The organism is Herbiconiux aconitum (assembly GCF_024979235.1).
In the GTDB taxonomy this organism is placed as follows: domain Bacteria; phylum Actinomycetota; class Actinomycetes; order Actinomycetales; family Microbacteriaceae; genus Herbiconiux; species Herbiconiux aconitum.
This window is the reverse complement of the sequence record NZ_JANLCM010000002.1, coordinates 1,133,546-1,160,541: the sequence shown is the minus strand read 5'-3', so window position 1 is coordinate 1,160,541 and position 26,996 is coordinate 1,133,546. Positions and strand designations below refer to the sequence as shown.

The 26,996-nt window shown below is 67.1% G+C and carries 25 protein-coding genes and 1 pseudogene; 20 read left to right on the top strand and 6 right to left on the bottom strand.

Annotation, left to right across the window (positions count from 1 at the left end; genetic code table 11):
* Nucleotides 1-62: 62 nt before the first annotated feature.
* Nucleotides 63-524, top strand: coding sequence for a pilus assembly protein CpaE (locus N1027_RS16960; protein ID WP_259509369.1), 462 nt, complete (start codon nt 63-65; stop codon nt 522-524).
* Between the two features lie 4 nt (nt 525-528).
* Nucleotides 529-1,359, top strand: a complete 831-nt coding sequence (locus N1027_RS16955) for an aldo/keto reductase (RefSeq protein WP_259509368.1) — start codon at nt 529-531, stop codon at nt 1,357-1,359.
* Between the two features lie 13 nt (nt 1,360-1,372).
* Here N1027_RS16955 and N1027_RS16950 read toward each other — a convergent pair whose 3' ends face one another.
* The gene (locus N1027_RS16950) at nt 1,373-2,206 is read right to left on the bottom strand and encodes a DUF1295 domain-containing protein (RefSeq protein WP_259509366.1); all 834 of its coding nucleotides are present in this window, start codon (nt 2,204-2,206) and stop codon (nt 1,373-1,375) included.
* A 98-nt stretch (nt 2,207-2,304) separates the two neighbouring features.
* Between N1027_RS16950 and N1027_RS16945 the strand changes: the two genes are divergently transcribed.
* The 3 genes from N1027_RS16945 to N1027_RS16935 all read left to right on the top strand — a co-directional run bounded on the left by N1027_RS16945 (nt 2,305) and on the right by N1027_RS16935 (nt 4,257).
* A complete protein-coding gene (locus N1027_RS16945) occupies nt 2,305-2,787 on the top strand; it encodes an FHA domain-containing protein (RefSeq protein WP_259509363.1) in 483 nt (160 codons plus the stop codon).
* Nucleotides 2,788-2,885: 98 nt separating this feature from the next.
* Entirely contained in the window at nt 2,886-3,542 is a 657-nt protein-coding gene (ftsR, locus tag N1027_RS16940) for a transcriptional regulator FtsR (protein WP_259510456.1), read from the top strand.
* A gap of 166 nt (nt 3,543-3,708) precedes the next feature.
* A complete protein-coding gene (locus N1027_RS16935; RefSeq protein WP_092553871.1) occupies nt 3,709-4,257 on the top strand; it encodes a MerR family transcriptional regulator in 549 nt (182 codons plus the stop codon).
* Nucleotides 4,258-4,335: 78 nt separating this feature from the next.
* On the opposite strand, the gene N1027_RS16930 is transcribed toward N1027_RS16935, so the two are convergent.
* Nucleotides 4,336-5,127 (bottom strand): SDR family NAD(P)-dependent oxidoreductase, encoded by a 792-nt coding sequence (locus N1027_RS16930; protein WP_259509360.1) that lies wholly within the window; start codon nt 5,125-5,127, stop codon nt 4,336-4,338.
* A gap of 81 nt (nt 5,128-5,208) precedes the next feature.
* On the opposite strand from N1027_RS16930, the gene N1027_RS16925 reads away from it, so the two are divergent.
* Nucleotides 5,209-5,709, top strand: a complete 501-nt coding sequence (locus N1027_RS16925; RefSeq protein ID WP_259509358.1) for a MarR family winged helix-turn-helix transcriptional regulator — start codon at nt 5,209-5,211, stop codon at nt 5,707-5,709.
* Between the two features lie 159 nt (nt 5,710-5,868).
* On the opposite strand, the gene N1027_RS16920 is transcribed toward N1027_RS16925, so the two are convergent.
* A complete protein-coding gene (locus N1027_RS16920; protein WP_031282071.1) occupies nt 5,869-6,681 on the bottom strand; it encodes a ParA family protein in 813 nt (270 codons plus the stop codon).
* A 75-nt stretch (nt 6,682-6,756) separates the two neighbouring features.
* Here N1027_RS16920 and N1027_RS16915 point away from each other — a divergent pair, with 75 nt between their 5' ends.
* The 5 genes and pseudogenes from N1027_RS16915 to N1027_RS16890 all read left to right on the top strand — a co-directional run bounded on the left by N1027_RS16915 (nt 6,757) and on the right by N1027_RS16890 (nt 13,600).
* On the top strand, nt 6,757-10,161 hold the full coding sequence (locus N1027_RS16915; RefSeq protein WP_259509354.1) for a pyruvate carboxylase: 3,405 nt from the start codon (nt 6,757-6,759) through the stop codon (nt 10,159-10,161).
* Complete coding sequence (locus tag N1027_RS16910) at nt 10,158-10,649, top strand: peptide deformylase (protein WP_259509352.1); 492 nt, start codon at nt 10,158-10,160, stop codon at nt 10,647-10,649. The genes N1027_RS16915 and N1027_RS16910 overlap by 4 nt, the downstream gene beginning before the upstream one ends.
* A gap of 164 nt (nt 10,650-10,813) precedes the next feature.
* Nucleotides 10,814-11,848: a cell wall-binding repeat-containing protein gene (locus tag N1027_RS16905; protein ID WP_259509350.1), complete on the top strand. Its 1,035-nt coding sequence runs from the start codon at nt 10,814-10,816 to the stop codon at nt 11,846-11,848.
* A gap of 197 nt (nt 11,849-12,045) precedes the next feature.
* A pseudogene (locus N1027_RS16895) lies at nt 12,046-12,231 on the top strand (peptide deformylase); the annotation flags it as partial.
* A 97-nt stretch (nt 12,232-12,328) separates the two neighbouring features.
* A complete protein-coding gene (locus N1027_RS16890; RefSeq protein ID WP_259509348.1) occupies nt 12,329-13,600 on the top strand; it encodes a cell wall-binding repeat-containing protein in 1,272 nt (423 codons plus the stop codon).
* Between the two features lie 82 nt (nt 13,601-13,682).
* On the opposite strand, the gene N1027_RS16885 is transcribed toward N1027_RS16890, so the two are convergent.
* Complete coding sequence (locus tag N1027_RS16885; protein ID WP_259509346.1) at nt 13,683-15,506, bottom strand: AMP-dependent synthetase/ligase; 1,824 nt, start codon at nt 15,504-15,506, stop codon at nt 13,683-13,685.
* A 104-nt stretch (nt 15,507-15,610) separates the two neighbouring features.
* Between N1027_RS16885 and N1027_RS16880 the strand changes: the two genes are divergently transcribed.
* Genes N1027_RS16880 through N1027_RS16870 form a run of 3 tightly spaced genes read left to right on the top strand, consistent with a single transcriptional unit; the run spans nt 15,611 to nt 18,681 of the window.
* Nucleotides 15,611-16,558 carry an ROK family glucokinase gene (locus N1027_RS16880; RefSeq protein ID WP_259509344.1) on the top strand — a complete coding sequence of 316 codons (948 nt, stop codon included), beginning with the start codon at nt 15,611-15,613 and terminating at the stop codon, nt 16,556-16,558.
* A 6-nt stretch (nt 16,559-16,564) separates the two neighbouring features.
* The gene (locus N1027_RS16875) at nt 16,565-17,281 is read left to right on the top strand and encodes a lysophospholipid acyltransferase family protein (RefSeq protein ID WP_259509342.1); all 717 of its coding nucleotides are present in this window, start codon (nt 16,565-16,567) and stop codon (nt 17,279-17,281) included.
* A 59-nt stretch (nt 17,282-17,340) separates the two neighbouring features.
* Nucleotides 17,341-18,681 carry a class II 3-deoxy-7-phosphoheptulonate synthase gene (locus N1027_RS16870; protein WP_259509340.1) on the top strand — a complete coding sequence of 447 codons (1,341 nt, stop codon included), beginning with the start codon at nt 17,341-17,343 and terminating at the stop codon, nt 18,679-18,681.
* A gap of 42 nt (nt 18,682-18,723) precedes the next feature.
* Here N1027_RS16870 and pknB read toward each other — a convergent pair whose 3' ends face one another.
* Nucleotides 18,724-20,724, bottom strand: coding sequence for a Stk1 family PASTA domain-containing Ser/Thr kinase (pknB, locus tag N1027_RS16865; protein WP_259509338.1), 2,001 nt, complete (start codon nt 20,722-20,724; stop codon nt 18,724-18,726).
* Nucleotides 20,725-20,858: 134 nt separating this feature from the next.
* Here pknB and N1027_RS16860 point away from each other — a divergent pair, with 134 nt between their 5' ends.
* Nucleotides 20,859-21,200, top strand: coding sequence for an Rv2175c family DNA-binding protein (locus N1027_RS16860; RefSeq protein ID WP_259509336.1), 342 nt, complete (start codon nt 20,859-20,861; stop codon nt 21,198-21,200).
* A 43-nt stretch (nt 21,201-21,243) separates the two neighbouring features.
* Here N1027_RS16860 and N1027_RS16855 read toward each other — a convergent pair whose 3' ends face one another.
* On the bottom strand, nt 21,244-22,353 hold the full coding sequence (locus N1027_RS16855; RefSeq protein ID WP_372499756.1) for a polyprenyl synthetase family protein: 1,110 nt from the start codon (nt 22,351-22,353) through the stop codon (nt 21,244-21,246).
* 76 nt (nt 22,354-22,429) lie between these two features.
* Between N1027_RS16855 and N1027_RS16850 the strand changes: the two genes are divergently transcribed.
* The 5 genes from N1027_RS16850 (at nt 22,430) to N1027_RS16830 (ending at nt 26,991) form a co-directional block, all read left to right on the top strand.
* Complete coding sequence (locus tag N1027_RS16850) at nt 22,430-22,825, top strand: SCO2097 family morphological protein (RefSeq protein ID WP_259509333.1); 396 nt, start codon at nt 22,430-22,432, stop codon at nt 22,823-22,825.
* A gap of 238 nt (nt 22,826-23,063) precedes the next feature.
* Entirely contained in the window at nt 23,064-23,495 is a 432-nt protein-coding gene (gene mraZ, locus N1027_RS16845; RefSeq protein WP_259509332.1) for a division/cell wall cluster transcriptional repressor MraZ, read from the top strand.
* A 104-nt stretch (nt 23,496-23,599) separates the two neighbouring features.
* Nucleotides 23,600-24,568, top strand: coding sequence for a 16S rRNA (cytosine(1402)-N(4))-methyltransferase RsmH (gene rsmH / locus N1027_RS16840; protein WP_259510455.1), 969 nt, complete (start codon nt 23,600-23,602; stop codon nt 24,566-24,568).
* Nucleotides 24,565-25,173: a cell division protein FtsL gene (ftsL, locus tag N1027_RS16835; RefSeq protein ID WP_259509330.1), complete on the top strand. Its 609-nt coding sequence runs from the start codon at nt 24,565-24,567 to the stop codon at nt 25,171-25,173. Before rsmH ends, ftsL begins: the two co-directional genes overlap by 4 nt.
* A gap of 36 nt (nt 25,174-25,209) precedes the next feature.
* Complete coding sequence (locus tag N1027_RS16830; RefSeq protein WP_259509328.1) at nt 25,210-26,991, top strand: peptidoglycan D,D-transpeptidase FtsI family protein; 1,782 nt, start codon at nt 25,210-25,212, stop codon at nt 26,989-26,991.
* The last annotated feature ends 5 nt before the right edge of the window (nt 26,992-26,996 follow it).

The window sequence follows — 26,996 nt, the reverse complement described above, 5'->3', positions numbered from 1 at the left end:
GTTAGCCAACGATCCGGCATTCCGCGCTGGGGCCGGGCGGCGAACGCTGGAATGATGGGCTGATGATCTCCATCGAGCTCGCCCGCGCCCTCCGCACCGCCGGTCTGCGGTGGCATCCGCGCTCGGGCGACGGCTTCGTCATCGAGACCTCCGAGTCGGCCGGAGACATCTTCACCGTCGCCGAGATGACGGTGGAGGTGCATGACTTTCCCACCGGAGCGCTGATCGGCTTCAACGGCACCACCGAGTGGGCGCTCGACTCGGTCGACGTCACCGACACCCTCTGGCTGCCGCGCGAAGACCAACTGCGGGAACTCCTCCGCGACGGCTTCCGCTCGCTCGCGGTCGACCGCGACGGGGGAGACCCTCTCTTCGTGGTGACCGCAGTCATCCGAGGCACGGAGCGGAGCTACGAGGCGCTGACGGCCGAGGACTCCTACGGCGAAGCCGTGCTCGATCTCATCGTTCAGAGTCTGGTCACCGAAGACGATGAAACGGCGACCGGTGGTCGGGGAATAGGCTGAAGCAATGACTGAAAACGCCGTTCCCACCGTCACTCTCAACAACGGGATCGAGATTCCCCAGCTCGGCTTCGGAGTGTTCCGCGTCGATCCCGACAAGACCGATCGCATCGTGCGCGACGCCCTCGAGGTGGGTTACCGCCACCTCGACACCGCGAAGATCTACCAGAACGAGGAGGGCGTCGGCCACGCCGTCGCCGAGTCGGGCATCGCCCGCGAGGAGCTCTTCCTCACCACCAAGCTCTGGAACTCCGACCAGACGAACGCGCACGACGCCTTCGAGAAGAGCCTCGGGCGCCTCCGCACCGACTACGTCGACCTCTACCTCATCCACTGGCCGACGCCGGAGAAAGACACCTTCGTCGAGGCGTGGCGCTCGCTCATCGCGATCCAGGAATCCGGTCGCGCGAAGGCGATCGGTGTCTCGAACTTCACCATCGACCACCTCGAGCGCATCATCGCCGAGACCGGCGTGGTTCCGGCCGTGAACCAGGTGGAGCTGCACGTCGACTTCCAGCAGGCCGAACTGCGTGCCTTCGCGGCCGAGCAGGGCATCGCGATCGAAGCCTGGGGCCCGCTCGGCCAGGGCAAGATCAACCAGTCCGAGGAGCTCGTCGGCATCGCCGCGGCGCACGGCAAGACCGTGCCTCAGACGATCCTGCGCTGGCACACCCAGATCGGCAACATCGTCATCCCGAAGAGCAACAACAAAGAGCGGATGGCGGAGAACTTCGACATTTTCGACTTCGAGCTCTCGGCCGTCGAGATCGCGACGATCGCGACGCTCGATCGCGGAGAAGACGGCCGCAACGGCGGTCACCCGCTCGAAATCAACTGAGCTCGGCGAAGCGTCAGCTGGTCTGAGCCACTCGGACGTCCGTCTTCTTCCCCGGGAACCAGGGGATGAGGGCGGACGTCCGCTTCTTGTAGTCGGCGTATTCCGGATACTTCGACAGCGTGATGCTCTCCGTGAAGACGGTCGAGCCGATGAAGAGCAGGGTCAGCAGCGCGGCTCCGGCCACGGTCCACTGCAGCACCGTGCCGGCGGCGGTGGCTCCGATGAAGAAGACCACCCACCACTGCGCCTGCTCGAAGAAGAAGTTCGGGTGGCGGGAGACGCGGAACAGGCCCGTCTGCAGAAAACGCGGCCGCGCATCCCGACCCGCAGCCTGCTCGGCCTTCTTCCACTGATGGAAGTTCCACTGCTGCTGATCGGCCACCGTCTCGCCCACGAGGAAGGCCAGGAAGAGCACGAACAACAGTCCGTCGAGCAGACCGAACGGCGTCGATCGGTGCTCGAACATCATGAACGCCGGCAGTGTGATGAGCAGCAGGATGACGTTCTGATAGATCGTGATGAAGAAGAGGTTGAAGACCTGGAACTGCCAGGGCTTCATGCGGGAGCGCAGAACGGCCCACCGGTAGTCTTCGCCGCCGGGGGCGTAGCCGCCCTTGCGTGAGAAGTTGAAGGTGAGGCGGGCCCCCCACAGGGTGACGGCCACCGCCAGCAGGTCGAGCCGGAGGTCGGTGAAGCCGGCCGCGCCGGCGAAGATCCAGACGTAGACGACCGGGATGACCGACCAGATCCGGTCGACCCAGGAATACTCCCGGGTGATCAGCGAGGTGACCCAGACCACCAAGCAGATCGCGGCGAACACCCAGATCGAAGCTGTCAACGGAGCCATGGCAGAAGTGTAGGCCGCGCACGGCAGATGCATGGGCAATTCCCGGTTGGCGCGCGCTGCGGATCGGCTACGCTGGTCTGAGCAAGGAGGGCAGCTGGATGACGAACGACGCGAACATCGACCACACGACGAGCATCCCCGTGCCCACCACGACGGGCGACACCACGTTGTCGCTCACCGGTGAGTTCGCTGCACAGCTCGCCGCCCTCGAAGGCGGAGTGACCAGTGAAGAGCTGGAGTCAATCGCAGCGCTCCCGTCGGGGTCGGCTCTGCTGATCGTACGCCGCGGCCCCAATTCGGGCGCTCGCTTCCTGCTCGACACCAATGTCAGCACGGTCGGTCGCCACCCCAACGCCGACATCTTCCTCGACGACGTGACGGTCTCGCGTCGGCACGCGGAGTTCTCGCGCCACGGTCACACCTTCCAGGTTCGCGACCTCGGTTCACTGAACGGCACCTACCTCGAGGGCGTACGCGTCGACGAGGCGCTGCTCGAAGACGGAGCAGAGGTTCAGATCGGCAAGTTCCGCCTCACGTTCTACCCGTCGCGCATCGACGTCGTCACCGCAGCGGGAGAGTAGTGGCGGCCGCAGTCCAGCCTTCCGACCAGCGGTCGTCGTCGGAGCACACGCGATCCTCCGCACCCTCGGTCGCACCGGCATCCGGCGCGTCGTCGCAGCTGCTCGGCATCGGTCAGGTGCTCTCGAAGCTCACGGGCGACTTTCCCGACCTCACTCCCTCGAAGCTGCGCTTCCTCGAAGAGCGCGGCCTCGTGCATCCGGCGCGCACGCAGTCGGGCTACCGCAAGTTCTCGCAGAACGACCTGAGTCGGCTGCGTCTCATCCTCACCATGCAGCGCGACTGCTACCTGCCGTTGGCCGTCATCAAAGATTACTTGGCCGACGTCGACGCAGGACTCAACCCGCCGATGCCCGGTTCGGCGCTGCCGGGCGGGGCCTCCATCCTGCAGACCGGGCGACGGTTGAGCCGCGACGACCTCACGCGGGAGGCCGGGGCCACGCCGATGCTCGTGCAGGATGCGTTCTCCTCCTCGGTGCTCACTCCGGCCGAGTCCTACGGCGAAGACTCGCTCGTGGTGCTGAAGGCCCTCGTCGAGTTGCAGCGCAGCGGCATCGAACCGCGTCACCTGCGGGGTTTCCGCCAGGCCACCGAGCGCGAACTCGGGCTCATCGAGAGCGCGCTGATGCCGGTGGCACGTCGGCGCGACCCTTCGAGTCGGGCGAAGGTCGCCGAAATGGCGATGGAGATCGCCGGCCAGCTGGAGATCGTGCGATCGAGTCTGATTCGTTCTGCACTCGGCCGAATCGCTCCCTAGAGCGTGTCGGCCCGGAATGACGGGGCGGATCGCGCATAACGATTCGACCCGGTGCGCGACACGCCGCACACCGAAGTGGTGATGTCGTTGCCCCACGGAGTCACCCTCGATAGCGTGGGGTAAGCACAAGACGAGTACCGGATGCCCCGGACGATGGAAGGCGCTGATGAGCGAGTTGATCCAAGACGACGATTCGCGCTACGATCTCGGGCTCCTGTTCACCGATGGTCTTCCCGACCTCGATGACGCGAGCGGATATCGTGGGGCTGTCGCCGCGCGCGCTGCGGGGATCACGTATCGCCAGCTCGACTACTGGGCGCGCACCGCGCTCGTCGAACCCACCGTGCGTGGAGCCGCCGGATCGGGATCGCAACGGCTCTACGGCTTCCGCGACATCCTGGTGCTCAAACTCGTGAAGCGACTGCTCGACACCGGCATCTCGCTGCAGCAGATCCGCACCGCCATCAACCAGCTGCGCGAATCCGGCATCAACGACCTCGCGCAGACGACGCTGATGAGCGACGGCGCGAGCGTCTACCTCTGCACCTCGAACGACGAGGTCATCGACCTCGTCAGCCGCGGCCAGGGCGTGTTCGGCATCGCTGTGGGCAAGGTGCTCCGCGAGGTCGAGAACAGCCTGGTCGAGCTCGACTCGGTCGTTCTGGACCCGGCCGACGAGCTGGCCGCCCGCCGCGCCGCCCGAAAAGCGGTTTAGCCCCGGAGTTCTCCAAACGAGATAGCCACCGACGCCCTAGGGGCGCGTGGTGGCTTTTCTGTTTGGAGAAGTCCAGGACTACAGCGTCGTGGTCAGCACCCCGCCGTCGGCTCGGAGGGCGGCGCCGTTCGTGGCCGAGGAGAGCGGGCTGGACAGGTAGAGCACCAGGTTCGCGATCTCGGCGGGGCCAATGAAGCGCTGCAAGAGGGAGGTCTGGTTGCCTCCGATGATGGCCGCCTTCAGATCGTCGGCGGGCACTCCCTGGGCGCCTGCGAGCTGCTCGACGACCTGCGCGACTCCGTCGGAGTAGGTGGGGCCGCCGAGGACGCTGTTCACCGTCACCTCGGTGCCCCGGGTGAGCTTGGCGAGGCCGTTGCTCACGGCGAGCATTGCGGCCTTCGTCATGCCGTAGTGCAGCATGTCGGCCGGCACATTCACGCCCGACTCGCTGCTGATGAAGACGACGCGACCCCGATTTCGGGCGAGCATGCCGGGAAGCAGATGTCGCGCCAGGCGCACTCCGCTCATCACGTTCACGTCGAAATAGCGGTGCCAGTCGTCGTCGGAGATGTCCTCGAAGGGTGCCACCCCGAACAGGCCGACGTTGTTCACCAGGATGTCGACTTCGCCCAGCGCCTCCAGCAGCCGGGCGACTTCGGCCGGGCGTTCGAAGTCGGCGGCGATCCCCGACACGCTTGCGCCGGGAAACTCGGCCTGCAGTCGCTCGACGGCGATCCGAACCGTCTCGTCGCGTCGTCCGTTGACGACGACCGACGCTCCTTCGCCAAGGAGCGCCTTGGCGATGGCGTAGCCGATGCCCTGCGTCGATCCGCTCACGAAGGCCCGTCGTTCGGTCAGCTCGAGATCCATGATTCTCCGTTCACTTGCTCAGTAAAGTGAAACCGTAGCACGATCACTTTCTCAGTCAAGTCACGGTGATAGCCTGGCGGCATGACGGATGACACGGATCGCCAGGCCCTGAGTGGCGACGACCTGCAGACCTGGGCCACCTTGGCGACCGTGCTGGAATGGCTTCCGGCGGCGCTCGACGCCCAGTTGCTCCGCGACGCGGACATCACGCACTTCGAATACGGCATCCTCTTCGCCCTGGCAGACGCTCTTGACCGCACCCTCCGCATGAGCGTGCTGGCTGCCTACGCGAACAGCTCCCTGTCGCGCCTCTCCCGGGCCGTGGCGCGCCTGGAGCAGCGCGGCTGGGTGCACCGTCGCCCCGACCCGTCCGACGGCCGCTACACCCTGGCCACCCTGACGGAGGAGGGCCGGGAGAAGTGCACGCAGGTCACCCCGGGTCATGTCGAGACGGTGCGCCGCCTGGTACTCGACCCGCTGACGCCCACCCAGAAGAAGCAGCTGCGGGAGATCAGCCGCCGCATCCTCCGATCCATCCGCGAAGACGGAGAGTGGTCCGGGTCACCGACTACTGCTCCCTGACTGGCGGGACGGAAGACGAACGCAACAGGCCGCTCCCGGACGACCCAGGGTGAGCGCGAGGCCGCGACAGCGACCTCACGCGAACATGTCGCGGAGCGCCGGGCAGGGACCGGCGCGACCCGAGGACGCCGCGCGAAGCACGGCGCCCGAGGCAGCTAACTACGCTTTGGTCACGTCCGCATACTCGCCGACGCGGCCCGTGCGCATCACGCGCTCGAGCAGCAGGTCGAAGTTGCGCGCCATCTCTTGCGCGCCTTCACCGGGCCACACGTGTAAGGGCTTCGCGGCGCCCTGTGCCTGCTGCAGCGAGGTGCGCTCCGGCAGCTGGGGCGAGAGTACGAGCGGCCCGAACATGTCGCGCAGCTCTTTGATGCGGAACTGGTGCTCGAGCGACTGCGACCGCACGCGGTTCACGATGATGCCGAGCGGCTGCAGACGGGGGGAGAGGCCGCGGCGGATCTCCTCGATCGCACGCAGCGCGCGATCGGCGGCGGCCACCGAGAACAAGCCGGGCTCGGTGACGACCGAGACGCGGTCGGATGCCGCCCAGGCGGTGCGCGTGAGGGCGTTCAGAGACGGGGCGCAGTCGATCAGCACGAGGTCGTATTCGGTCTCGACGGTGGCGAGGGCCTCCTCGAGCTTCCAGATGTCGCGGATCGACGGATGCGGGCCGTCGAAGTTCAGCGCCGACGGGCTGCCGATGAGCACGTCGATCTTGCCGCCGCGATCTTTCGTCCACCCCGAGGGGGCGATGGCCGCGCGAACGACCTTCTCCTTCGGAGAGGCGAGCACATCGGCCACGTTGAGGTGACCGGCGACACGGATGTCCATGCCGGTCGAGACATCCGACTGCGGGTCGAGGTCGACGACGAGGGTGCGCAAACCCTTGGCGAACGCCGCGGAGGCTAGTCCGAGCGTCACTGTGGTTTTGCCCACACCTCCCTTGAGGGAAGAGACGCTGAGTACATGCACAATCGACTACGTTACCTTCACTAGGCTTAGAGAACCTAACTGTTCGCTGTACGCGCATGCGCCCGAAAGGTCTCGATGTTCACAAAGATTCTGGTTGCCAACCGCGGTGAGATCGCGATCCGGGCGTTCCGGGCCGCCTATGAGCTCGGTGCGAAGACGGTCGCGGTGTTCCCCTATGAAGACCGCAACTCCCTGCACCGCTTGAAGGCAGACGAGGCGTATCAGATCGGTGAGGTCGGGCATCCTGTGCGGGCCTACCTCGACGTGAGCGAGATCATCCGCGTGGCGAAGGAGTCGGGCGCCGACGCGATCTACCCCGGCTACGGCTTCCTGTCGGAGAACCCCGAGCTTGCCAAGCAGGCTGCCGAGAACGGCATCACCTTCATCGGCCCCGGCGAGCACGTGCTCGAGATGGCGGGCAACAAGGTCACGGCGAAGGAGCACGCGATCGCCGCGGGCGTTCCCGTGCTGAAGTCGACGCCGGCCACGCGCGACATCGAAGAGCTCATCGCCGGTGCGGCCGACATCGGCTTCCCGATCTTCGCGAAGGCCGTCGCCGGTGGCGGCGGGCGCGGGATGCGCCGGGTCGAGACCCCCGAGGAGCTGCGCGGCGCCCTCGAGGCGGCCATGCGCGAGGCCGACAGTGCGTTCGGCGACCCCACAATGTTCTTGGAGCAGGCGGTGCTCCGCCCGCGTCACATCGAGGTGCAGATCCTCGCCGACGGCGCGGGGGAGACCCTGCACCTCTTCGAGCGCGACTGCTCGGTGCAGCGCCGCAACCAGAAGGTCGTCGAGATCGCTCCGGCCCCGAACATCAGCGACGAGCTGCGTGAGGCCCTGCATTCGGATGCGATCAAGTTCGCGAAGTCGATCGGCTACGTCAACGCGGGAACGGTGGAGTTCCTGGTCGACACGGTGGGCGACCGTGCCGGCGAGCACGTGTTCATCGAGATGAACCCCCGCATCCAGGTCGAGCACACGGTGACCGAGGAGGTCACGGATGTCGACCTCGTGCAGTCGCAGATGATGATCGCCTCCGGCATGACCTTCGACGAGATCGGTCTGCACCAGGCCGACATCGTGCTGCACGGCGCCGCCCTGCAGTGCCGCATCACGACGGAAGACCCCACCGCGGGCTTCCGGCCCGACACGGGCAAGATCGCGGCGTACCGGTCGCCCGGTGGAGCCGGAGTGCGTCTCGACGGCGGCACTGTCGACGTCGGCGCGCAGATCTCGCCCCACTTCGACTCGATGCTGGCCAAGATGACCTGCCGTGGCCGCGACTTCCCGGCCGCGGTGCGACGGGCGCGTCGTGCGCTGGCCGAGTTCCGCATCCGGGGCGTATCGACGAACATCCCGTTCCTGCAGGGTGTGCTGGATGACCCCGACTTCATCGCGGGCGACCTCTCGACCTCCTTCATCGAGGAGCGTCCGCAGCTGCTGGCCGGGCACCAGTCGAAAGACCGGGGCACCAAGATCCTCAACTGGCTGTCGGATGTCACGGTGAACCAGCCGAACGGCGTGCGGGTCGGCACGCTGCAGCCGGCTGACAAGCTGCCGAAGATCGACCTCTCGACCCCGGCGCCCGACGGATCTCGTCAGCGCCTGCTCGAGCTCGGCCCCGTCGGCTTCGCCGCCGAGCTGCGCGCGCAGACCGCACTTGCCGTCACCGAGACCACGTTCCGCGACGCGCACCAGTCGCTGCTCGCGACCCGCGTGCGCACCAAAGACCTGGTGGCCGTCGCGCCCTACGTCGCGCGGATGACCCCGCAGCTGCTCTCCGTGGAGGCTTGGGGTGGCGCCACCTACGACGTGGCGCTGCGCTTCCTCGGCGAAGACCCGTGGGAGCGGCTCGCCACGCTGCGCGAGGCTCTGCCGAACGTGGCCATCCAGATGCTGCTGCGTGGCCGCAACACCGTCGGATACACGCCGTATCCCACGGAGGTGACGGATGCTTTCGTCAAGGAGGCGGCATCGACCGGTGTCGACATCTTCCGCATCTTCGACGCGCTGAACGACGTCGAGCAGATGCGCCCCGCGATCGACTCCGTGCTCGGCACCGGCAGCACGATCGCCGAGGTCGCGGTCTGCTACACCGGCGACCTGCTCGATCCGGCCGAAGACCTCTACACCCTCGACTACTACCTCAAGCTGGCCGAGCAGATCGTCGCGAGCGGCGCCCACATCCTCGCCATCAAGGACATGGCGGGCCTGTTGCGCCCCACGGCCGCTGCGAAGCTGGTGGCGGCGTTCCGTGAGAACTTCGACCTCCCGGTGCACGTGCACACGCACGACACCGCCGGCGGGCAGCTGGCGACATTGCTGGCGGCCTCGCAGGCCGGCGCCGACGCGGTGGATGTGGCGAGCGCGCCGATGGCCGGCACGACGTCGCAGCCCTCGGCATCCGCTCTGGTCGCGGCACTCGCGCACACGCAGCGCGACACCGGGCTGTCGCTCCAGGCCGTCTCCGACCTCGAGCCCTACTGGGAGGCCGTGCGTCAGGTCTACCACCCCTTCGAGTCGGGACTGCCCGGCCCCACGGGTCGCGTCTACCACCACGAGATCCCGGGCGGCCAGCTGTCGAACCTGCGCCAGCAGGCGATCGCCCTGGGCCTCGCCGACGACTTCGAACGCATCGAAGACCTCTACGCGGCGGCCAACCAGATCCTCGGCCGCATCCCGAAGGTCACCCCGTCGTCGAAGGTCGTCGGCGACCTGGCCCTGCACCTCGCGGCGGTCAAGGCCGATCCGGCCGACTTCGCCGAGAACCCTCAGAAGTACGACATCCCCGACTCGGTCATCGGCTTCATGGCCGGCGAGCTCGGCGAACTGCCGGGCGGATGGCCGGAGCCGTTCCGCACGAAAGTGCTCGAAGGCAAGAACATCAAGATCGGCGTCACCCCGATCACCGACGCCGACCGTGAAGCTCTGCACGGCGACGCACTCGAGCGTCGCGCGACTCTCAACCGGCTGCTCTTCCCGGCGCCCACGCGCCAGTTCGAGCAGATGCGCGAGCTCTTCGGCGACCTCTCGGTGATCGACACCGTCGACTACCTCTACGGCCTCACCCAGGGAGTCGAGCACGTCGTCGAGATCGACAAGGGCGTGCGCCTGTTCGTCGGTCTCGAGGCGATCGGCGAGGTCGACGACAAGGGGATGCGCACGGTGATGACCACGCTGAACGGGCAGCTCCGCCCGGTCAACGTGCGCGACCGCAGCATCGCCGTGGAGGCCAAGGCTGCCGAGAAGGCCGATGGGTCGAAGCCCGGCCAGGTTCCTGCCCCGTTCTCGGGTGTCGTGACCCTGAAGGTCGAGGAGGGCGCGACGGTGTCGGCGGGTGAGGCGGTCGCCTCCATCGAGGCCATGAAGATGGAGGCCGCGATCACCACCCCGGTCGCCGGTGTCGTGACCCGACTGGCCATCCCGAAGACCCAGCAGGTGGAGGCCGGCGACCTGATCGTCGTCGTGACGCCCCAGTGACCGTTCGCGAGATCCGCCTCTTTGGCGACCCCGTTTTGAAGACCGTGTCCGATCCGATCGGCGAGATCGACGAACGGGTGCGGTCGCTCGTCGCCGACCTGCTCGACAGCGTGCAGGTGCCGGGTCGCGCCGGCGTCGCCGCTTCGCAGATCGGCGTGAACCTGCGGGCGTTCAGCTACAACGTCGACGGCCAGGTGGGCTACATCCTGAATCCGGTGCTGGTGGAGGTGTCGGGGGAGCCCGAGCTGATCGACGAGGGGTGCCTTTCGGTGCCCGACCTGTGGTTCAAGACGTCGCGCTATCCGTTCGCGCGCGCCACCGGGATCGACCTCGACGGCAACCCCGTCGAGGTCTCGGGCACCGGGGTGCTGGCGCAGGCGCTGCAGCACGAGACCGACCACCTCGACGGCCTGCTCTACCTCGACCGCCTCGACAAGCCCTCCCGCCGAGAGGCCATGCGCCAGGTGCGTGAGTCCACCTGGTTCTGACCTCCGAATTAGGAGGCGACCACTCGCCGCGTCGGAGCGGCGCGTCCGCACGCCGTGAGTAGGAATTGCTCATAACCCGCCTGGATCGCTGTGTTCAAAGATTGGGAAACCGTCCCCAGCCTTGAAAGCGATCACATATGACCCCGTCCGCTCAAGCTCGCTCGGTGGCGAGCGCACTGTCCATGATTATCGTCGTGATTTGGTCTCTCGTCGCGGTTCAGCCCGCATCGGCTGGTGAGCTGGAGCCTTCGATGCACTGCGTGGTCGAATGCGGCGCGCTGCAAGCTACCCCGAACGTGACTCGGATTCGGGGAGTCGATCGCTACGACCAGGCGGTCCAGGTCACCAATTCCGCGTTCGCTTCAGCCGACACTGTGTATCTCGCAAGCGGGGAGAAGTTCGCGGATGCGTTGAGCGCAGGGGCGATCGCAGGAATACACGATTCGCCGCTATTGCTGACGCCTGCTGCGGCTTTGACCTCGGGAACACGCGCGGAAATCATGGGCTTGCGACCCAGAACAATCGTCGTCGTGGGTGGGCCAGCGTCCGTACATGACAGTGTGCTCGACGAACTGAAGTCGTTGGTTCCTGGGGTGACGGTCAAACGCATCGGAGGGATCGATCGATACGCGGTGTCGAGAGCACTGATCGTCGATCCCGATTTCGGGATCACGTCTTCGTCGTGGCTCTTCGTAGCCGCCGGTTCGAACTTCCCGGACGCGCTGGCGGCGTCCCCAGCGGCGACCAAGCTGAGGGCGCCCGTCTTGCTCGTGGACAACGGGGCCGCGACGTTGTCCCTGTCCGACGTACGACTCTTGGGCAATCTCGGCGTTCAGTTCGTTCGGATCGTCGGGGGGCCCGCATCCGTCAGTGATTCGTTGGCGTTCAGTTTTGGCGCGCATGCGTCTGTGGACCGTGCGGGCGGTGCAGACCGTTTCGAGGTGGCGGTCAGCGTCAATGAGATGGCCTTCTCGACTGCCGCGACGGTCTACCTCGCCAGCGGACTGGTCTTCCCGGATGCGCTGAGCGCTGCTCCGATTGCGGGCAGATCCGGAAGTCCGATCTACTTGGTGCCGCGCGATTGTGTTCCGGACCGTGTCCTCCAGGAAATCACGCGCCTTGCTGTGACGAAGGTCATCGTCCTCGGGGGATCTGACACTATCTCCCCCGAGGTCGAGTCCTTGAAGCGGTGCAACTAGGCGACTCCGCGCGGGGCCAGTGCACCAGGGACTGACCCTCAGTGGCGGGAGCCGCGTTGTAGATGCCCTCGATGACGGCGGCGAAGTCCTTCATGATGACGCTGCGCTTGATCGTCATCTTCGGGGTGAGGTGGCCGCTGTCCTCCGTGAAGGAGGTCGAGAGTGTCGACTCGGCTCGCGACACCAGCGCGTTCGACCCGTTCGCGCGCGCCACCGGGATCGACCTCGACGGCAACCCCGTCGAGGTCTCGGGCACCGGGGTGCTGGCGCAGGCGCTGCAGCACGAGACCGACCACCTCGACGGCCTGCTCTACCTCGACCGCCTCGACAAGCCCTCCCGCCGAGAGGCCATGCGCCAGGTGCGTGAGTCCACCTGGTTCTGACTCCGAATTAGGCGACGACTACTCATAACGCTCGGAGCTGGTTCGCTCTGATGATGGATGGATACCCGTCCTTGCCATCATCAGAAAGTACTCTGTCGTGAAAACCCGTCTCGTCCACGGCGCCGGTGCATTCGCATTGCTCGCCATTGCCGGCTCCCTGCTCGTCGCGTCTCCCGCCGCAGCCATCGACGTTCAGAACCCCGTGTGTCCGCCGGCGAAGGCGGTGCGAGGGATTCCGATCGCACCCACGCCGGCGCTCGATTTCGTCGACAAGAGCGCTCAGGTCTCGATCTCGGCCGGCACCCTCCCCACCGGAGTGAAGCTGACCGGCGACCTGGTCAGGCGGGTGCCCTACCAATTCGAGGGCACTCCCACGGCTACCGGAACCTCGACTTTCACCGTTAAGGCGGAGTTCGACGGTGCTCTGCAGAAGACGATCGCCTGCACCATGGTGGTGTCGGCTCCGCCTGCAGTGAGCCGCATCCAGGGCACCGATCGCTACGACCAGGCCGTGCAGATCTCCAAGGCCTCGTTCAGTCACGCCGACACGGTGTACCTCGCGAGCGGGGAGAAGTTCCCGGATGCGCTGAGCGCCGGCGCGGTGGCCGGCGTGCACGAGGCGCCACTGCTGCTCACGCCGGCGGGAGAATTGACAGCGGGCACGAAGGCCGAGATCGCTCGACTGCGCCCCGAACACATCGTCGTGGTGGGCGGCTCAGCGTCTGTTTCGAAGCCGGTGATCGACGACTTGACCGCGACGTTCGGTCCCGCTACCGTGACGCGGATCGGCGGCGTTGACCGGTTCGAGGTGTCGCGCAACCTCATCGCCGACAAGAACTTCGGTGTGCCGGAAGCGAGCTGGGTCTATCTGGCGACGGGAGCCAACTTCCCCGATGCCCTGGCCGCCTCGCCCGCGGCCGTCACCAAGAATGCCCCGGTGCTGCTCGTGAACGGCGCCGAGACTGCGCCCACGGCGGCCGAGACGGCCCTGCTCGACTCGCTCGGCGTGACGAACATCCAGATCGCCGGTGGCACTGCGACGGTGAGCCAGGCGCTGCAGACCGCGCTGGAGACGCCGTTCGTGGTCACCCGGGCCAGCGGCGCCGACCGCTTCGAGGCGGCCGTCGCAGTGAATCAGGAGTTCTTCACGTCGCCGACGATCTACCTTGCGAGTGGGTTGGTGTTCCCTGACGCTCTGAGCGCCGCCCCGGTAGCAGGCGCGGCCGGCAACCCCATCTACCTCGTGCAGCAGAACTGCGTGCCCGCGTCGGTGCTGCAGGAGGTGGTGCGGCTCGAGCCCACGAAGATCGTCGTGCTCGGCGGCCCCAACACCCTCGGCTCCGGGGTGGAGGCGCTCAAGCCCTGCTGATCCGCCTCCGAGGCGCCAAAATCCGCCCCTTCCGACGTGGAAGAGGGCGGATTTTGGCGTTTCGTGAGGGAGGATGCGGGGGTCAGTGCACCAGGGACTGGCCCTCGGTGGCGGGAGCCGCGTTGTAGATGCCCTCGATGGTCGACGCGAAGTCCTTCACGATGACGTTGCGCTTGATCGTCATCTTCGGGGTGAGGTGACCGCTCGCCTCGGTGAAGTCGGTCGAGAGCACCACGAACTTGCGGATCGACTCGGCCCGCGAGACCAGCGCGTTCGCCGCATCCACGGCCCGCTGGATCTCGGCGAGCACAGCCGGGTTCTCGGCGGCCTCGGCGAGTGTGAGCGTCGCCGACTGGCCGTTGTTGCCGAGCCAGACCGGCAGCATCTCCGCGTCGAGCGTGATCAGTGCGGCGATGAACGGTCGCTGATCGCCCACCACGACGACCTGCCCCACCAGCGGATTCGCCCGGATCGGGTCTTCGAGCACAGCCGGCGCCACGTTCTTACCGCCCGCGGTGACGATGATCTCCTTCTTGCGGCCGGTGATGGTGAGGAATCCCTCGTCGTCGAGCGAGCCGATGTCGCCGGTCTTGAACCAATCGCCGTCCATCACCTCGGCGGTCGCGGCCTCGTTCTTCCAATAGCCACCGAAGACGTTGATGCCCTGCACCCAGATCTCGCCGTCGTCGGCGATCTTCACGCCCACACCGGGAAGCGCGGGGCCGACGGTGCCGATCTTGAACTTGTCGGTGAGGTTGACGGTCGCCGGCGCCGTGGTCTCAGTGAGGCCGTAGCCCTCGAGGATCTTGACACCGAGGCTCCGGTAGAAGTGCCCGAGTCGGTGCCCGAGGGGAGCCGAGCCCGACACGGCGTAGATGACGTTGCCGCCCAGTGCTGCCCGCAGCTTGGAATAGACCAACTTGTCGAACAGAGCGAACTTGATCTTCAGCCCGAGCGGCACCTTGCCGGCGTCGAGCGCCTCGGAGTGCTCCACTGCCACGGCAGCGGCGCGACGGAAGATCTTGCCCTTGCCCCCGGCTTCGGCCTTCTGCTCGGAGGAGTTGTAGACCTTCTCGAACACCCGCGGCACGGCCAACAGGAAGGTCGGCTTGAACGAGCCGAGCGCCGGCAGCAGCTGCTTGGTGTCGGCCTGGTGCCCCACCTTCACGCCCGCGTGCACGCTCAGCACGGCGATGAACCGCGCGAACACGTGCGCCGTGGTGATGAACAGGAGGGTGGATGCGCCCGGCTGCACGACGTCTTTCATCACGACGGCGGCGTTGCGCGAGAGCTCCACGAAGTTCGAGTGGGTGAGGATGCAGCCCTTCGGCCGCCCGGTGGTGCCGGAGGTGTAGATCAGCGTGGCGAGGTCGGAGCCCTTCGCGAGCGTGCGCCGCCGCTCCAGCTCCTCGTCGGAGACGCCCTCGCCGGCGGCGGCGAGCTTGTCGAGGTCGCCGAGATCCACCTGCCAGACCTGCGTCACCAGGGGCAGATCGGCGTGCACCTCGTCGAAGCGGGCGAAGTGGTCGGCGGTCTCGACGATCACGGCGATCGCGCCCGAGTCGCTGAGGTTCCACTGCACCTGCGCAGGCGCCGACGTCTCGTAGATCGGAACCAGCACGGCACCGGCGAACCAGGTGGCGAAGTCGATCAACGTCCATTCGTAGCGGGTCTTGCACATCAGGCCGATCTTGTCTCCGGGCTGGATGCCGGAGCCGATCAGGCCTTTCGCGATGGCACGAACCTGCGCGAGGAATTCGGCGGCGCTGATGTCGCGCCATCCGGTGCCCTCGGGCACGGCGAACAACGGGCCATCGGGGGTGAGACGGACCCGCTCGATGAGCAGGTCGCTGGCGTTCGCGTCGGGGTCGGCTGTGACGACGGGGGGAACGGAATACTGGTCCACGGCAACTCCTTTGGTACCGGTCGAGTGCAACTCATCTACACTCTACTTGGTGCATCCGGGGCTTCCCTGATGCGATGACACCCCGGCGAAAGGAACCACCTCGCATGCGCGCCATCGGAATCGACATCGGTGGCACCAAGATCGCCGGGGCCGTGGTCGATGAACTGGGCGCCATCATCACGCAGGATCGCCGCCCGACCTCCGCCAATGAGCCTCAGGTGATCGAAGACACCGTGGTCGAGATGGTCAAGCACCTCTCCGAAGGCCAGGAGATCTCCGCCGTCGGCGTGGCCGCCGCCGGGTTCATCGACGCGTCGCAGTCGACCGTGTACTACGCCCCCAACATCAACTGGCGCGAAGAGCCGTTCCGCGAGAAGCTCGAGAAGCGCCTCGACCTGCCGATCATCATCGAGAACGACGCGAACGCCGCCGGCTGGGCCGAGTTCCGCTTCGGCGCGGGCCGTCTGGTCAGCGACATGGTCATCCTCACCATCGGCACCGGTGTGGGCGGCGCGATCGTGAGCGGCGATCGCCTGTTCCGCGGCGGCTTCGGAGCCGGTGCCGAACTCGGCCACCTGCGCGTGGTGCCGAACGGCCTGCCCTGCGGCTGCGGTGCGCACGGCTGCATCGAGCAGTACGGCTCCGGCCGGGCGCTGCTCCGCATGGCCAACGAACTCGCGGATGCCGGCGGCATCGGCCAGGTGCTCGCCTCGGTTCGCACCCGCAACGGCGTGCTGACCGGTCAGGACATCAGCGAACTCGTCACCATCGGAGACCCGGGGGCGCTCTCGGCGCTGCGCACGCTCGGCACCTGGCTCGGCCAGGCCTGTGCGAGTCTCTCGGCCGTGCTCGACCCGCAGCTCTTCGTGATCGGTGGGGGAGTCGCTCAATCGGGCGACGTGCTGCTCGACCCGATCCGCGTGGCCTTCCTCGAGGCACTGCCCGCTCGCGGCTACCATCCGGAGCCCGAATTCCGCATCGCCGAACTCGTCAACGATGCCGGTGTGGTCGGTGCCGCCGACCTCGCCCGCCGCTACGCCGAGACGATCTGAGGCCCGATGTTCTATTTCCTCGCGAAGTACCTCGTGGTGGCCCCGGTACTGAAGACCTTCTTTCGGCCCTGGGTGATCGGCCTCGAGAACATCCCGGCCAAGGGCGCGGCCATCCTCGCCTCGAACCACCTCTCGTTCAGCGACTCGGTGTTCCTGCCCGTCGTGGTCGACCGGCAGGTGTCCTTCCTCGCCAAGAGCGAGTACTTCACAGGCAAGGGCATCAAGGGGTGGCTGGTGAAGCTCTTCTTCACCGCCTCCGGCCAGCTGCCGATCGATCGCTCCGGCGGCAAGGCCTCGGAGGCCTCGCTCAACACCGGGCTCAAGGTTCTCGGCCGTGGCGACCTGCTCGGCATCTACCCCGAGGGCACGCGCAGCCCCGACGCGAAGCTCTACCGGGGGCGCACGGGAGTGGCGCGGATGGTGCTCGAAGCGCATGTTCCGATCATCCCGGTCGCCATGATCGACACCGAGAAGGTGATGCCCATCGGGTCGAAGATCCCGAAGATCCGGAGGATTGGCATCATCATCGGCAAGCCACTAGATTTTTCTAGGTTCGAGGGATTGGAATCCGACCGGTTCATCCTTCGCTCCGTGACCGACGAGATCATGTACGAGCTCCACCGCCTCGGCGGACAGGAATACGCCGACGTGTATGCGACTTCGGTTAAGGAGAAACGCGCGAGCGTCGCGCGGACCGTCTCTCCGAGCAGAGACACCAAATAGATACGGGAAACAGTCCAGTGGTAGATCCAACAGAGCAAATCGTCGAAGCGGATGAATCGGTGATTGCGGGTCTGGACTATTGGCGCACCCTTCCGGTCAAGCAGCAGCCGGAATGGCCGGATCAGAACGCCGTCGAAGCCGTGTCGCGCGACCTCGCCTCCTTCCCGCCGCTGGTGTTCGCCGGCGAGGTCGACAACCTCCGCTCGCGCCTGGCCGCGGCCGCCAGCGGGCAGGCCTTCCTGCTGCAGGGCGGCGACTGCGCCGAGACCTTCGCGGGAGCGACCGCCGACCAGATCAAGGATCGCGTCAAGACGGTTCTGCAGATGGCCGTCGTGCTCACCTACGGCGCCTCCATGCCCGTCATCAAGATGGGCCGGATGGCGGGACAGTTCGCCAAGCCCCGCTCGAGCGACACCGAGACGCGCAACGGCGTGACCCTGCCTGCTTACCGCGGCGACATCGTGAACGGCTACGACTTCACTCCGGAGTCGCGCACCGCGAATCCGCAGCGGCTGCTCGACGGCTACCACGTGGCGGCGTCGACGCTGAACCTCATCCGGGCGTTCACGCAGGGCGGCTTCGCCGACCTCCGCCAGGTGCACACCTGGAACAAGGGCTTCACCTCGAACCCGGCGAACGTGCGCTACGAGCAGTTGGCCGGCGAGATCGACCGCGCCGTGAAGTTCATGGTGGCGTGCGGCGCCGACTTCGAGGCGCTGAAGCGCACCGAGTTCTTCGTGAGCCACGAGGCGTTGCTGTTCGACTACGAGCGCCCGATGACCCGCATCGACTCGCGCACCGGACTGCCATACAACACCTCAAGCCACTTCGTCTGGATCGGCGAGCGCACCCGCGACCTCGACGGAGCGCACGTCGACTTCCTGTCGCGCGTTCGCAACCCGTTGGGCGTCAAGCTCGGCCCGTCGACGACCGGTGACGACGTGCTGCGGTTGATCGACAAGCTCGACCCCGACCGCGAGCCCGGCCGCCTGACCTTCATCACACGGATGGGTGCGGGCAAGATCCGCGACGCCCTGCCGCCGCTGCTCGAGACCGTCAAGAACAGCGACGCCAAGCCGCTCTGGGTCACCGACCCGATGCACGGCAACGGCCTCACCACGCCGAACGGCTACAAGACCCGTCGTTTCGACGACGTGGTCGACGAGGTGAAGGGCTTCTTCGAGGCGCACCGCAACGTGGGCACCCACCCGGGTGGCATCCACGTGGAGCTCACGGGCGACGACGTCACCGAGTGCCTCGGCGGCTCGGAGCACATCGACGAGGCGACGCTGGCCACCCGCTACGAGTCGCTCTGCGACCCGCGCCTGAACCACATGCAGTCGCTGGAGCTGGCGTTCCTGGTGGCCGAGGAGCTCGTGGCCACCAACGGCGGTCGCTGACCGCCGTTCGATGAACACGGTCGGCGGTAGCTGACCTTCGTTCTACACGAACGAGACGGTGAGGGTCGAACCCTTCGGCACCATGGTGCCCGGTGAAGGGTTCGTCCCGGTCACCCGCACGAGGCCGGGCGCGAGGTCGGCGCCGAAGTTGTAGTCGAGCGAGAAGCCGGCGTCGATGAGGGTCTGCTTCGCCTTGTCCCAGGTCTGGCCCAGCACGTCGGGCACGGCGACGGGTGCCGGCCCGCGAGAGACGTTCAGCGTGACGCTGTCGCCCGGAACGACCGGGTCGGTCGTGTAGATCGCCTCGTAGACCTGGCCTTCGGGGATGTCGTCATTGAAGTCCTGCGACCCGTCGACCCCGACGAGGCCCACTCCGGACAGGGTGGCCTTCGCCTCGTCGGCGGTCTGGCCCACCACATCGGGCAAGGAACCCGCCGACACGACCAGGGCGATGGGCTGCTGCTCGGGGTACTGAGTGCCGTCGGGGGTGTCGGGCCCGAGCGCGTTGCCAGCGGTGCCGAGGGCGGCGATCACGACGCCGGCTTCCACGTCGCCGTTGAACTGCTGTTTCACGTCGCCTGAGGTGAATCCCGCCGCTTCGAGCGCGGCCGTCGCATCGGCGGATGCCAGGCCCGCGAGTTGAGGAACGGCGATGTTCGCCGGGCCGATCGAGACGAGAACGGAAACCGCTGATCCGTTCTTCACCCCAGCGCCCGAAGCGGGGTCGGTTCCGATCACGGTGCCGGCCGGCACGGTGACGCTCGTCTGATCGGCTGGGGTGGCCTCGAGCCCGAGCGCGGTCAGAGTCGCCACCGCGGCATCCGGCTGCTGACCCGCGACGTCGGGGATGGTGGTCATCGACCCGGGGCCGGCACCGAAGTACCAGGCGCTGCCGCCGAGGGCGACGGCGACCACGAGCACGAGCGCGAAGATCCAGAACCCCCGCTTGCGGCGGGAGGACGCCTTGCGGGCCAGCTTGTCCTTGGGGCCCTGAGGCGGTGTGGGGCCTCCCGGCGCGGCGACCGCACTGCCGTAGACGGTGGTGGCGGAGGTCGCGTCATCGGGCGCGATGGTCTTCACCGGATCGGTGCGTCGCCGAGCCTCGAGCACCTGCGTCTGCGCCTGGTCGAGGTCGGCGTCGAAGGTGTCGGGCGGCAGCACCATCGTGCGCTGCGTCAGCGTGGCGGAGGGCTTCGCGCTGACGATCTCGATCTCGGCCGTGCGGAGACGCTCGAGCATCTCCCGCGCATCCGAGGGCCGCTCGTCGGGCTCCTTGGCCGTGGCCCAGAGCACGAGGTCGTCGAGCTGCTCGGGGATGCCCGGATTCGCGTCGCTCGGCGTGGGCATCGGATCGTTGGCGTGCTGGAACGCGATGGCCATCGGCTGGTCGCCCACGTAGGGCTGGGCGCCGACGAGCATCTCGTACATCATGATGCCGGCGGCGTAGATGTCGCTGCGGGCGTCGGCCATGCCCCGGGTGAGCAGTTCGGGGGAGAGGTAGGCGATGGTGCCGAGCAGCGCTTGACCCGTGGCCGTGTTGGCCGAGACGGCACGGGCGAGACCGAAGTCGCTGATCTTGATGCGGCCGTCGTCGGCCAGCAGAACGTTCTCGGGTTTGAGGTCGCGGTGCACGATGCCGGCCTTGTGCGCGGCGGCCAAGCCGCCGAGCACGGCATCCATCACGTCGACGGTCTGTTCGGTGGTGAGCTTTCCGTAGTCTTTCAGCAGGTCGCGCAGGGTGACGCCCGGCAGGTACTCCATGACGAGGTAGGCCATGTCGCTGTCTTGACCCTGGTCGAACACGTTCACGACGTTCGGATGCGCGAGCCGAGCGGCCGAGCGCGCCTCCTGCACGAAGCGCTCTTTGAACACCACGTCGTCGGCCAGGTGTCCGTGCATGATCTTGATGGCGACCTGGCGTTCGAGCCGCAGATCGGTCGCCAGATAGACGGTGGCCATACCGCCGCGCGCGATGCGGGAACGCACCTGATATCGGCCGTCGATGAGACGTCCGATCATGGGGTCAGGTGGTGCGGTGGTCACGCTTCGAGTTTAGGGAGCAGGGTATCCACTTAGCCGCATAGACACCGAGTGGTTGCGGTTCCGACACCCATCTTTATCCTTTCGTGACGGAAGGGGATTGCCACGCGTGCCGCGATGCATGGCAATCTGTATGCGTGACTGATCTGCCCGCCACCGAGTGGCTGACCGTTCCCGACCTCGTCGAGTTGCTCGACCTGACCCCGAGCAAGGTGCGCCGCCTGATCGAAGACCGCCATCTGGTCGGCACCCGCCGCGACGGTGTGCTCTCCGTGCCCGCCAGCTTCTTGCGCGACGGCGAACCGCTCACCGAGCTCCGGGGAACCATCATCCTGCTGACCGACAACCACTACACCGACGACGAGATCGTGGAGTGGCTGCTGGTGCCGAACGACCTGCTCGACATCGCACCGATCGATGCGCTCCGTGCGGGCCGCAAGGCCGAGGTGCGCCGGGTGGCGCAGGCGCTCGCCTTCTGAGCTCGTAACCGCCTGCACCTGACCGCCTCGGGTTCCTGACGGCTCAGGTCTCGCGCTGCGTGATGGTGCGCGCCAGACTCGCCAATTCGGCGCGGGCGGTGTCACCGATCGGCGCCCGCTCGAGCTCGTCGAGGGCGGTGCGCACCCGCTCGCCGATCATCGTCTCCACCGAGGCGACGGCACCGGTGTCGCGCATGGTCTGCTGCAGCATGCGGATCTGCGCATCCTCGAGGTCGGGATCACCGAGCAGTTCGTCGAACAGACGCCGGGCCGAGTTGTCGAGCCGCTCGCGGGTGAGGGAGACCAGCACGGTGCGCTTGCCCTCGCGCAGGTCGTCGCCGCTCGGCTTGCCGGTGCGGGCCGCGTCGCCGAAGACGCCGAGCACGTCGTCGCGCAGCTGGAAGGCGATGCCGAGCGGCAGACCGAAACGGCGCAGGCTGTCGAGCTGTTCGAGCGAAGCCCCGCGGAGCGACGCGCCGATCTGCAACGGGGCCTCGACGCTGTACTTCGCCGACTTGTAGACGATGACGCGCTCCGCACGCTCGAGCGAGCGCGCGGGATCGGTGGTGGCCCAGGCCCGCTCCTCGAGCAGGTCGAGGTATTGCCCGAGCGTGACCTCGGTGCGCATCACGTCGACCGCTTCGCGGGTGGCGATCAATGTCTGCAACGACGGCGCGGCCAGCACGGCGCGCGAGATGAGCTCGTCGCTCCAGGCGAGCAGCAGGTCGCCGAGCAGGATGGCGCTGCCCTCCCCGAAACTGCGGCCGGCGCCGCGCCAGTTCTCTTCGTGGTGCAGGGCCTCGAAGCGCCGGTGAACGGCGGGCATCCCGCGGCGGGTGTCGGAGTTGTCGATAATGTCGTCGTGCACCAGCGCGGCCGCGTGGAAGAGCTCGAGTCCGGCGCACAGATCGAGCAGGGCGTCCAGCTCTGCTTCGCCCGGCACGGTGGTGGAGCTGTTGGCCGGCGAGACCGCCCGCCAACCCCAATAGCAGAACTGTGCTCGGAACCGCTTCCCGCCGCTGAGAAGATCCCTTGAGAACTGCGCGAAGGGTCGGAGCTCAGGGGCGATGCGGACGAGAATGGAATCACGCGATGCGAGAAATTCGTTGATTCGTGCGTCGACAAGATTGACTAGGCGTGGGCTTTCCATCACTCGCCTAGCCTAGCTAGACTGCGCGCACTACAATCAGCAATATCACGCGTCGGTCCCGAGCCTGAGGTGAAATAGGATGCCGCTTTCGGAGCAAGAACAGAGACTCCTCGATGAGATGGAGCGCAGCCTCTACCACAACGATGCCGATTTCGTCTCGGCAGTCGGCGGTGGTCGAGGGAGACTCAATTACGGCGCGCTTGTGCTGGGAATCCTCGTCGGAATCCTCGGCCTCGGCATCGTGATCGGCGGCGTGATCTTCCATCAACCGCTGATCGGCCTGGTGGGCTTCGTCGCCATGTTCGGTGGCGTGCTGCTCGCCCTCCGACGCTCCAAGCGCGGGCGAGGCGCCCCCGCGACCCCGGCCGGCGCATCCGGAGCCCCGCGTTCGTCGGGTAGCTCCACGTCGAACAAGTCGGGGTTCATGGATCGACTGAACGACCGCTGGGAGCGGCGCGACGACCGCGAGGAGTAACCTCCACAACCCTCCCTGAAAAGAAGACCGGCCCGCGGGCCGGTCTTTTTTTGTGCCTTCGGCTCCCCGGGAAGGCCAATGTGCCTCCATTTCCCTCCACCTGCGAGATCCGCGTGAAATAGGGCATCATGTGGCGTTCCGACGCGCCAGAAGAGCGCTCTTCATTGTTTGGTGGTGGGAAGTGGAGTAAAGTGGAGCCATAGCCCGCAATTCTGGCCGGAAGAGTAAGGGGAGGGTGATGTTCCTTGGCACCTACGCCCCCAAGCTCGACGAAAAAGGGCGCATCATCCTGCCGGCGAAATTCCGCGACGAACTGGCCGGGGGAGTCGTCATGACCCGCGGCCAGGAGAACTGCATCTACGTGTTCTCGACCCGTGAGTTCGAAGACCTGCACGAGAAGATCCGACAGGCGCCGGTCACCAGCAAGCAGGCGCGCGACTACCTCCGCGTCTTCCTCTCCGGCGCCAGCGCCGAGACCCCCGACAAGCAGCACCGTGTGACGGTTCCGGCCCCCCTCCGCTCCTACGCCAAGCTCGACCGCGATCTCGTCGTGATCGGTGCCGGCAGCCGGGCCGAGATCTGGGACGCCGAGGCCTGGAACACCTACCTCGAGGCGCAAGAAGCCGCCTTCTCCGAGACCGACGAGGAGGTGATCCCGGGCCTGTTCTGAGTCGTCGCCCCTGACTCCCAGCCGTTCACAGCCCTGGCGCACTTCCCCGGTGCCAGGTCGGAATGGATGGGGATCAGGGGTTGCGAACCGGAATCCGGATGCTCATGGCCGACGACTCCCTCGACTACTCCGAGATCCACACCTCCGTGATGCTCGAGCGCACCCTCGAGCTGCTCGGGCCTGCGCTCGGCAAACCCGGCGCGGTGCTCGTCGACTGCACCCTCGGCCTCGGCGGTCACTCCGAGGCGTTCCTCCGCGCTTTCCCCGAACTCCACCTCGTGGGGCTCGACCGTGACCCCAATGCGCTGCGGCTCGCGGGGCAGCGGCTCGCACCGTTCGCCGACCGCATCGACCTCGTGCACTGCGTCTACGACGAGATCGACGAGGCGCTCGAAGGTCTCGGCATCGACGGGGTCGACGGCATCCTCTTCGACCTCGGCATCTCGTCGATGCAGGTCGACCAGGTGGAGCGGGGTTTCTCCTACTCGAAGGATGCGCCGCTGGACATGCGGATGGACGACACGGCCGAGTTCACGGCCGCCGAGATCATCGCCACCTACTCCGAGGCCGACCTCCGCCGCATCTTCCGCGACTACGGCGAGGAGAAGCTCGCCGACCGCTACGCCCGGCGCATCGTCGCCGAGCGGGCGAACGGTCCGATTCTGCGCTCCGGACACCTCGTCGACATCATCCAGGCGGCCACGCCCGCCAAGTTCTCGCACTCGGGACACCCCGCCAAGCGGGTCTTCCAGGCCTTGCGCATCGAGGTGAACGCCGAACTCGCGGTGCTCGAACGCGCCATCCCGCGCGCCATCGACGCCCTCGTGCTCGGCGGCCGGATCGTGGTGCTCGCCTTCCAGTCGCTGGAAGACCGGATCGTGAAGCGCGAGTTCCAAGCCCGGGCGAGCTCCACCGCGCCGGCCGGGCTGCCGGTCGAACTGCCCGAACACCGTCCCGAACTGAAACTCCTCGTGCGCGGCGCCGAACTCGCCGACGACGAGGAGCGTGCGCGCAATCCGCGTTCCATCCCCGTGCGTCTCCGCGCCGCAGAGAAGATCAGGAGCATCGCATGACGAATCTGGCCGGCGCCTTCATGGCCCGCCCGAGCGCGGGCATCGCCGAACCCGTCCGCACCCCGCACCTCACGCCGCGAACCCCGCACATCGAGATCGTGCCGACCCGCACCCAGAAGCGGGCACGGCCCAAGATCGCCTACGCCGCCGTGGTGGTGACCGGCGTACTCGCAATCGTGGTGACCCAGTTGCTGCTCTCGATCGGCCTCTCCGACGGCGCCTACGAGATCTCGTCGCTGCAGTCGCAGCAGAAAGAACTCGACCGCAGCAACCAGGTGCTCTCCGAGCAGTTCGACAAGCTGTCGTCGCCCCAGAACCTCGCCGCGAGTGCCGAGTCGCTCGGCATGGTGACCAACAGTGCGCCGGTCTACCTGCGCCTGTCCGACGGGGCCGTTCTCGGCTCGCCGGTCGCCGCGGGCGGAACTTCGGTCACGGGCGGTCAGGCGCTCGTGCCGAACTCACTTCTGACGCCGCCGACGGTCGCGGGAGCGACCGCGGCCGGCGCCGGAGCCGCTGCCGCCGGAGCGGACAGCGCGCCTCCCGCACCCGACGTGCAGCCCGACGTACCGTGGCAGGGTGCGCTTCCCTCTCCGACCACGCGGTGATCGCCCCCGCATGACGCACCAGCTGGAGACCTCGCAGTGAACGCAACCGCCAGCCGCAGCACCCGCCGCCGAGCCACCGTGGCGGTGTTCGCCGTGGTGGCTGTCGTGGCCGTCTTCGTCGTGCGCCTCGTCACCATCCAGGTGGTGCAGGCCGACACGCTGAACGCGGCATCCTTCGACAAGCTCTCGGCCGAGACCACCACCTACGGACTGCGCGGCGACATCGTCGACAATGACGGCACCGTGCTCGCCACCACGGTGCTGCGCTACGACGTCACCGCCTCGCCGAAATCGGTGACCGACTTCGACCGCACGGATGACGCCGGTAAGACCACGACGGTCACCCCCACCCAGGCGGCGGGCGAGATCGCGGCGATCACCGGCCAGACGGCCGACCAGGTCTACGGCATCCTGACCGCCGACCCCTCCTCGAACTTCGCCTACGTGGTACAGGGGATCGACGTCGACGCGTTCCGGTCCATCCGCGATCTCGGCATCCCGTGGCTCTACTACTCCTCGAACCCCGTGCGCACCTATCCGAACGGCGCCGTCGGCGGCAGCGTGGTGGGGTTCATGGGCGAAGAAGACGGCAAGGCAATGGGCACCGCCGGCGTCGAGCAGCTCGACGACCAGTGCTTGACCGGCACCGACGGCGTGCAGACCTACGAGCGCGGCGCCGACGGCGTCGCCATCCCCGGAAGCACGGTCACCACCACCGAGGCTAAGCCCGGCGGCACCGCGATGCTCACCCTCGACAGCGATCTGCAGTGGTTCTCTCAGCAGGCTCTCGCCGCGCGCGTGCAGGAGACCGGAGCAGCCTGGGGAACCGCCGTGGTGCAGGAGGTCAAGACCGGCAAGCTGCTGGCCGTGGCCGACTACCCGAGCGTCGACCCCAACAACCTCGACGCGACGCCCAGCGAAGACCGCGGCTCCATCGCGTTCCAGGCGCCGTTCGAGCCCGGCTCGACCTTCAAGGCCCTCACCGCGGCATCCGTTCTCGACGCCGGTCTCGCGAACGTCGGCACCCAGGTGGAAGCGCCCTACATCTTCACCGACCCGAACGGCGCCTCGACCCGCGACAGCGAGTTCCACGTCGACCCGCTGCGGCTCACCTTCGCCGGCGTCATCCAGGAATCGTCCAACACCGGCACTGCGATGCTCGGCGAACTGCTCTCGCCGCAGCAGCGCTACGACTACATGACGAAGTTCCACATCGGCTCCTCGAGCGAGGTGGGCTTCCCGGGCGAGTCCGGCGGCATCCTGCACCCGTGGGACGAGTGGGACGACCAGACCAACCTCACCACCACCTTCGGTCAGGGGCTCGCGACCACGGCCGTGCAGATGGCCAGCGTCTACCAGGCCCTCGGAAACGGCGGCGTACGCCTGCCGGTGCAGCTGGTCTCCGGCTGCAAGCAGGCCGACGGCACCGTGACGCAGGTTCCGGATGCGAGCGGCCAGCAGGTGGTTTCACCCCAGGCCGCGACCGACACCATCAACATGCTGGAGACGGTCGCGACCGGCGGATACGCCTCCGCCGACCTGCTGATCCCGGGCTACCGGGTGGCCGCGAAGACCGGAACAGCGCAGATGAGCGACGGGTCGGGAGCCTACGGCGACAGCTACATCACCTCGCTCGCCGGACTCGCTCCAGCCGACGATCCGCAGTACGTCGTTTCGGTCACCATCGCGAAGCCCGTTACCATTGAGAACGGTTTGGCGGCGGCACCGGTCTTTCAGAAGATCATGTCGCAGGTTCTGAAAGAACACCGGGTACTGCCTTCGACGGTTCCGGGTCCGGACCTTCCCACGACGTATTGAGCACG